Source organism: Phenylobacterium sp. (assembly GCF_036723115.1).
In the GTDB taxonomy this organism is placed as follows: domain Bacteria; phylum Pseudomonadota; class Alphaproteobacteria; order Caulobacterales; family Caulobacteraceae; genus Phenylobacterium.
Map to the genome: position 1 here is coordinate 1 of NZ_DAIMHV010000141.1, position 6,811 is coordinate 6,811.

At 67.3% G+C, this 6,811-nt stretch carries 7 protein-coding genes; 4 read left to right on the top strand and 3 right to left on the bottom strand.

Going from position 1 to position 6,811, the window contains the following annotated elements:
- Nucleotides 1–1,280 (top strand): ribonucleoside-diphosphate reductase subunit alpha (locus V7D28_RS12610; RefSeq protein ID WP_333587732.1); only part of this gene is annotated, 1,280 nt, incomplete at its 5' end.
- A gap of 202 nt (nt 1,281–1,482) precedes the next feature.
- Nucleotides 1,483–2,334 carry a lipid A-modifier LpxR family protein gene (locus tag V7D28_RS12615; protein ID WP_333587733.1) on the top strand — a complete coding sequence of 284 codons (852 nt, stop codon included), beginning with the start codon at nt 1,483–1,485 and terminating at the stop codon, nt 2,332–2,334.
- Nucleotides 2,335–2,345: 11 nt separating this feature from the next.
- Here V7D28_RS12615 and maiA read toward each other — a convergent pair whose 3' ends face one another.
- Nucleotides 2,346–2,978, bottom strand: a complete 633-nt coding sequence (gene maiA, locus V7D28_RS12620; RefSeq protein ID WP_333587734.1) for a maleylacetoacetate isomerase — start codon at nt 2,976–2,978, stop codon at nt 2,346–2,348.
- The gene (locus V7D28_RS12625) at nt 2,975–3,613 is read right to left on the bottom strand and encodes a glutathione S-transferase family protein (RefSeq protein WP_333587735.1); all 639 of its coding nucleotides are present in this window, start codon (nt 3,611–3,613) and stop codon (nt 2,975–2,977) included. The genes maiA and V7D28_RS12625 overlap by 4 nt, the downstream gene beginning before the upstream one ends.
- A 132-nt stretch (nt 3,614–3,745) precedes the next feature.
- On the opposite strand from V7D28_RS12625, the gene V7D28_RS12630 reads away from it, so the two are divergent.
- Nucleotides 3,746–4,789, top strand: a complete 1,044-nt coding sequence (locus V7D28_RS12630) for a ribonucleotide-diphosphate reductase subunit beta (protein WP_333587736.1) — start codon at nt 3,746–3,748, stop codon at nt 4,787–4,789.
- Between the two features lie 53 nt (nt 4,790–4,842).
- Here the strand turns inward: V7D28_RS12630 and htpX are convergent, their stop codons facing one another.
- Entirely contained in the window at nt 4,843–5,781 is a 939-nt protein-coding gene (gene htpX / locus V7D28_RS12635; RefSeq protein WP_333587737.1) for a zinc metalloprotease HtpX, read from the bottom strand.
- A gap of 116 nt (nt 5,782–5,897) precedes the next feature.
- Here htpX and V7D28_RS12640 point away from each other — a divergent pair.
- On the top strand, nt 5,898–6,811 hold a 914-nt coding region (locus V7D28_RS12640; RefSeq protein ID WP_333587738.1), incomplete at its 3' end, for an AMP nucleosidase.

Genomic DNA, 6,811 nt, shown 5'->3' on the forward strand with positions numbered 1-6,811 from the left:
AGATCGAGGAGTTCCTCGAGATCCGCAAGCCGTCGGGCGACTTCAACCGCAAGTCGCTCAACCTGCACCACGGCATCAACATCACTGACGAGTTCATGGAGGCGGTGCGCGACGGCGCGCCCTTCGGTCTGCGCTCGCCCAAGTCCAACGAGGTGATCCGCGAGTTGGACGCCCGCTCCCTGTGGCAGAAGATCCTCGAGATCCGCCTGCAGACCGGCGAGCCCTACCTCATCTTCGCCGACACCGTGAACCGGGCCATGCCGCAGCACCAGCGGGAGCTGGGTCTCTCGGTGCGCCAGTCGAACCTGTGCTCGGAGATCATGCTGCACACCGGCGTGGACCACCTGGGCAACGACCGCACCGCCGTGTGCTGCCTGTCCTCGGTCAACGCCGAGAAGTTCCTGGAATGGCGCGACCATCCCACCTTCATCGAGGACGTGATGCGCTTCCTCGACAACGTGCTGGAGGACTTCATCAGCCGCGCCCCGGCCGAAATGAAGAACGCCGTCTACGCCGCCCGCCGGGAGCGTTCGGTGGGTCTGGGCCTGATGGGCTTCCACACCTTCCTGCAGGCGCAGAACGTGCCCTTCGAGAGCGCCCTGGCCAAGTCGTGGAACATGCGGCTCTTCAAGCACCTGCGCCGCCATTGCGACGCGGCCAGCCGCAAGCTGGCCGAAGAGCGCGGGCCCTGCCCGGACGCCGCCGAGCGCGGCGTGATGGAGCGCTTCTCGCACAAGCTGGCCATCGCGCCGACGGCGTCGATCTCCATCATCTGTGGCGGGACCAGCGCGGGCATCGAGCCGATCCCGGCCAATATCTACACCCACAAGACGCTGTCGGGCACCTTCGCCGTCCGCAACCCGTATCTGGAACAGGTGCTAGAGGCCCGCGGCCTCAACACCCCGGCCATCTGGGACTCCATCCTGGAGAACGAAGGCTCGGTGCAGCACATCGACGGGCTGACCCAGGACGAGAAGGACATCTTCAAGACCGCCTTCGAGATCGACCAGCGCTGGATCGTCGAACTGGCCGCCGACCGCACGCCTGACATCTGCCAGTCCCAGTCGGTGAACCTCTTCCTGCCCGGCGACATCGACAAGTGGGACCTGCACATGCTGCACTGGACGGCGTGGGAGCGCGGCTGCAAGTCGCTCTATTATCTGCGCTCCAAATCGGTGCAGCGCGCCGCCCATGCTGGCGCGGCCATAGGCGCCATGATCGAGGCTGAGGTCGAGGCCGCGGCCCGCACCGACTATGAGGAATGCCTGGCCTGCCAGTAGGCGAAAGCCTGCCGTTCCATGAAAGCCCGAGCTAACGCCCTGATTGGGCTTTGGTTTCCAAGCGGCGGGTTCACGAAGTTGAGCCCGCCGTTTCGCCTTTTCCCCCGGAACTTGCGCCCTGTTTCCGCCATTGTTTCTTCATGGAACAATGGCATCTTGGATCCCCTGGGGGTCCCTGGTGCAGGGACTGGGAGAGATCAGGATGAAGGTTTCGGCTTCGCTCGCCGCGGCCATGTGCCTCGGGGCCGCCAGCGCCGCATCGGCGAGCGGTTATGAAGTCGAGTCGGCCAATGCCGAGGCGACCCGTTCCGCCTTTGCACTTATGGACGCCGCCTTCGCGCCGCAAGGGGCCGCTTCGGCGGTGGACCCCACCTTTGATGTCACTCAGCGGGAAGCCTATGCCTTGGGCCAGGGGCCCGTCCGCTGGCGCACGGGCGAAAGCGTCGCGGTGGCGCCCAGCGGGGCGGTCGACACCCTGCGGGTCAGCGTCGGCGGCCCGCTGCGCACCCCGGGCGGCCTGCCCCTGAACGTCGAGCGCGGCGAATTCGACGCCCAGGCCTATGAGGTCACCCTGACCCGCGACTGGCCCGCGGCCATGCGTTTCGCCGCGGGCGACCTGAATGTGGATGTCACGCCCCGCGCCGGCGTGGGCTTCGCCTCGGGCGGCGGCCAGGCCGAGGCCGGCGCCACGGTGCGTCTGGGCCGCAACCTCGACAACGATCTGGAGAACCGCCTGAACGAGATGGGCGTGCGCGACGGGGACGCCTTTGGCGACCAGGGGCGCTGGTATCTCTTCGCCGCCGCCAGCGGCCGGGCCGTGGGGCTCAACATGCTGCGCAACGGCGATGGCTGGAATCAGGCCGGATGGTCCACCGACCGTTCCAGCGCCCTGGTGGGCGACGCCCATGTGGGGGTCGGCTGGCGTCAGGGGCCCATGCAGGCCTCGCTGGGCTATGTCCACCGCGAGGTGAAGGGCCAGCACATGATCTGGGGCCAGGAAACCAAGAGCGATCAGATGGTCGCCCTGTCCTTCTCCATCCGCGCCCAGGACTGAGCGCCCGCCGCTCAGGTGTGGAAGTCCGGCTGGGCTTCGGGCCTCGCGGACTGGAACGCCGGCAATGCGCGGCAAGCCGCCTCAACGCCCAATAGCCGAACATAAGGATCGACCGAAACGCCGAACCGTCGCGCATTGCGCAGCGCCGGTACGAGGTGGAGATCCGCCCAGCCGGGCGCGTCGCCGTAACAATAGGCGGAGTTGAATGGCCGCCGCGACAGCATCTCCTCCAGTCGGACAAGGCCTTCGGTGGTCCAATGTGCAAGCCACCGGGCTTCCCCTTCGGCCCCGGTCCCCAACGCGTCCGCCACGAACCGCCGGACCCGGCTCACCGTCACCGCATGCATCTCAGCGGCGATGAACAGGGCGAAGCTGCGCGCCTGAGCGCGGACGACCGGATCGGCGGGCAGGAGCGGCGGCTGCGGAAAGGCGTCCTCCAGATAGGCGAGGATGGCGCCTGACTGGGCGATCACCTGGCCGTCGGGCAGTTCCAGCGCCGGCATCAGGCCCTGGGGGTTGATCTTCAGGTACGCGCCCTCCGGCAGGGCGGGGACCGACACATAGTCATAGGCCAAGCCCTTGAGACCAAGCGCGATCCGCACCCGCTCGCCGGCGGAGTTCCGCTGGAAGGTGTAGAGCTTCACGCCAAATCTCCCGGTGGGAAACGCTGGGCCCAAAGCTCGGCCAGGCGCGGGTCGTCATCGACCCGACGAACCGGCCCCGCCAGTTTTGGCGCGACCTCGCCGAACCGCAGGCGACCCGGGGTCCAGCGCGACACCACAGCCACGTAGAGGTCGAGCATGGTCAGGCGGTCTCCGAGGATGTAGTCGCCGGGCGAAACCTGGGCGTTCATCTTGCCCCAGCACTCGGCGATCCGGGCGGCCGTGCGCTGAAGAATGACCGCCTCGGCCTGGCCGTCGGCGGCCAGGCGCGAAGGGACGTCCCGGACCCAGTACATGGGATAGATCGCCGCTGGCACATAGATCATCCACCGCAGGAAGGCCGGGCGCAGGGAATCTGCGGCTGGCGGCGCAAGTTCGGCCTCGGGATGGGCCTCGGCCAGGTGCAACAGGATGGCCGCGCTCTCGGTCATCAGTTCTCCAGACGGCAGGGCGAGGGCCGGCACCTGCCGGAGCGGGTTCACGCGCTCCACCGGATCGAAGTCGTTCCAGTCGGCGTCGACGACGCGCCAGGGGGCGCCGATGAGGGTCAGGGCGGCCTCGACAGCCACCGAGCCTGAGCCTGGCGCGCCATAGACCACATAGCCTTCGCTGGCCACAGGTTGTGCCTCCGCTGGTATTGTTCACAACATATTGGGGTTCGCGACCGATTGTCCCCTGGATGTCGATGCAATCGCTGATACCCTGCCGGTTGCGATCCTAGACCTCCGCCAGCTTCTCGGGGAAGTGCCGTGACCGACGCCGTTCCTACCGCCCTGCCGGGCCTGCTCACCCCTTCCTACGCCTACAAGCCCTTCCGCTATCCCTGGGCCTACGACTATTGGAAGAAGCAGCAGCAGGTCCACTGGATGCCCGAGGAGGTGCCTCTGGGCGAGGACGTGAAGGACTGGGCGGCCAAGCTGAATGATCGCGAGCGGAACCTGCTGACGCAGATCTTCCGCTTCTTCACTCAGTCCGATGTCGAGGTGAACGACAACTACATGGAGCGCTACGGCCGGGTCTTCAAACCGACCGAGGTGAAGATGATGCTGGCGTCCTTCTCCAACATGGAGACGATCCACATCGCCGCCTACGCCCTGCTCCTCGAAACCATCGGCATGCCCGATTCGGAGTTCACGGCCTTCCTCGACTACCAGGCCATGCGCGACAAGCATGACTACATGCAACAGTTCGGCGTGGATTCTGAGGCCGACATCGCCCGCACGCTGGCCATGTTCGGCGGCTTCACCGAGGGGCTGCAGCTCTTCGCCTCCTTCGCCATGCTCATGAACTTCCCGCGCCACAACAAGATGAAGGGCATGGGTCAGATCGTGTCCTGGTCGGTGCGCGACGAAAGCCTGCACTGCGAAGGCATCATCCGCCTGTTCCACGCCTTCAACGCCGAGACCAAGGTGGTGACCAAGTCCGTGGCCGACGACATCGTCGACTGCTGCAAGACTGTGGTGGGCCTGGAGGACAAGTTCATCGACCTGGCCTTCGAGGCCGGCGAGATCCAGGGCATGACGCCCGAGGACATCAAGCGCTACATCCGCTTCATCGCCGATTGGCGCCTGCGGCAGCTCCATCTGCCGGAGGTCTATGGCATTCAGGAAAATCCGCTGCCCTGGCTGCAGTCCATGCTCTCGGGCGTGGAGCACGCCAACTTCTTCGAGGCGCGCGCCACCGAATATTCAAAGGCCGCCACCAAGGGCCAATGGCACGGGGACGCAGGCGTCTGGGCGGAGTTTGAGCGCCTGCAGGCCAAGCGGGCGGAGAACATCCTGCCCGCGGAATAGGTTCGAGCCGTCTGGGCGGATCGTTCCGCACCAGACGGCTCAGATTTTCGCGCTCAGCCCCAGGGGCCCGGGTCGGAGCGCCGCGTGACCGGCACCGCCGTTCCGACGGCCCGGGCCGCGCGGGCCACGGGGGCGGCCATGGACCCCGCCATCTTCATGAGGGCGGCGACCCGGTTGGCGGTGGCCGGATGGGTGGAGAACAGGTTGTCCGCCCCGCGGCCGGCCAGGGGATTGATGATGAACATCTGCCCGGTGGCGGGATTGCGCTCCGCCGCCAGGTTCACCGTCCCGCGGGCATAGCGCTCGATCTTCTGCAGGGCGTCGGCCAGCGCCTGGGGATCGCCGCAGATCTCCGCGCCGCCACGATCGGCCTCATATTCCCGACCCCGGCTGATGGCCATCTGCACCAGGCCCGCGGCCATGGGCGCCAGGATCATCAGGGCGAGCGTCCCGATAAGGCCGCCGGGCCGCTCCCGGTCATTGCCGCCGAAGAACAGGGCGAAGTTGGCCAGGGCCGAGATCGCGCCGGCGATGGTGGCGGTGACCGTCATGGTCAGGGTGTCGCGGTTTTTCACATGGGCCAGCTCGTGGGCCATCACGCCACGCACCTCGCGCCGGTCCAGCAGGCGCAGCAGGCCCGCGGTGGCGGCCACGGCGGCGTTCTCCGGATTGCGGCCCGTGGCGAAGGCGTTGGGCTGGTCGGTGGCCATCAGATAGACCTTGGGCCTCGGCATGCCCGCGCCGTCGGCCAGATCGAAGACATCGCGCACGAAGTTGCGCACCATGGGCTCGGCATGGGTCTCGTCCACCGGCTGGGCGCCGTGCATCTTCAGGACGATCTTGTCGGAGTTCCAGTAGCTGAACAGGTTCATGCCCCCGGCCAGGACCAGGGCGATCAGCATGCCGCCGGCCCCGCCGATCAGGTAGCCCACGCCCACGAACAGGGCGGTCAGGGCGGCCAGCAGGGTGAAGGTTCGCAGATGGTTGTGCATCGTCTTCCGAAGGTTGAGGTTCGGCCCAGATATGGGGGCTGGCCCCGCCTGCGCGCAAGCGGCCCCGGGCCTTCAGCGCCTCTCGAAACCGTCGCCTTGGGCGGCTATGATCGGCCATGACGATCATGACCGACCCGGCCGCCATCGTGGCGCGCCTCACCGAAGAATATCAGACCTCGGTTCAAGCCCTTCGCGGGGCCCTGCAGCGCTTTCTGGACGGCGGCGCCCCGCCTGATCCGGCGCTGCGCGCCAGCGGCGCCTTCGTCTATCCGGAGCTTCAGCTCACCTGGCCCGCCGGCCAGGACTATCCCCGCCTGTCACGGGCCTATGCCCGGCTCTCGGCGCCGGGGCGCTATGCGGTGACCGTGACCCGGCCCGACCTCTTCGGCGACTATCTGGTGGAGCAGCTCAGCCTGCTGATGGCGGATTTCGACCTCACCGTCTCGGTGGGCCGCTCGAACCAGGAGATTCCCTTTCCCTATGTCCTGGACGGGACGGTGGACCTGGCCAAGGCCGATATGGGCGCTGCGGCCATCGCCCGGCACTTTCCCACCACCGAGCTCGCCCATATCGGCGACGAGATCGCCGACGGTTTCTGGCTGCCGGAGCTGGAGGCCGCCCGCCCGCTGGCCCTGTTCGACGGCCTGCGCACGGACTTCTCCCTGGCGCGCCTGGCCCACTATACGGGCGCGCCGGCCGAACATGTGCAGCCCTACATCCTGTTCACCAACTACCATCGCTATGTGGACGAGTTCGTGGCCTGGGCCTGCGCCCAGCTGCGGGCGGATGGTCCCTATGTGGCGCTGTCGGCCGCCGGCCGGGTGCTGGTGACGGCGCAGACGAAAAACCCCGAACAGGTGGTGGCCGACGCGCCCTGGCGGCGCCACCAGATGCCGGCCTATCACCTGATGACCGAGGACGGCCGGGGCGTCAGCCTGATCAATATCGGGGTCGGTCCCTCCAACGCCAAGACCATCACCGACCACCTGGCGGTGCTGCGGCCCCAGGCCTGGCTGATGATCGGCCACTG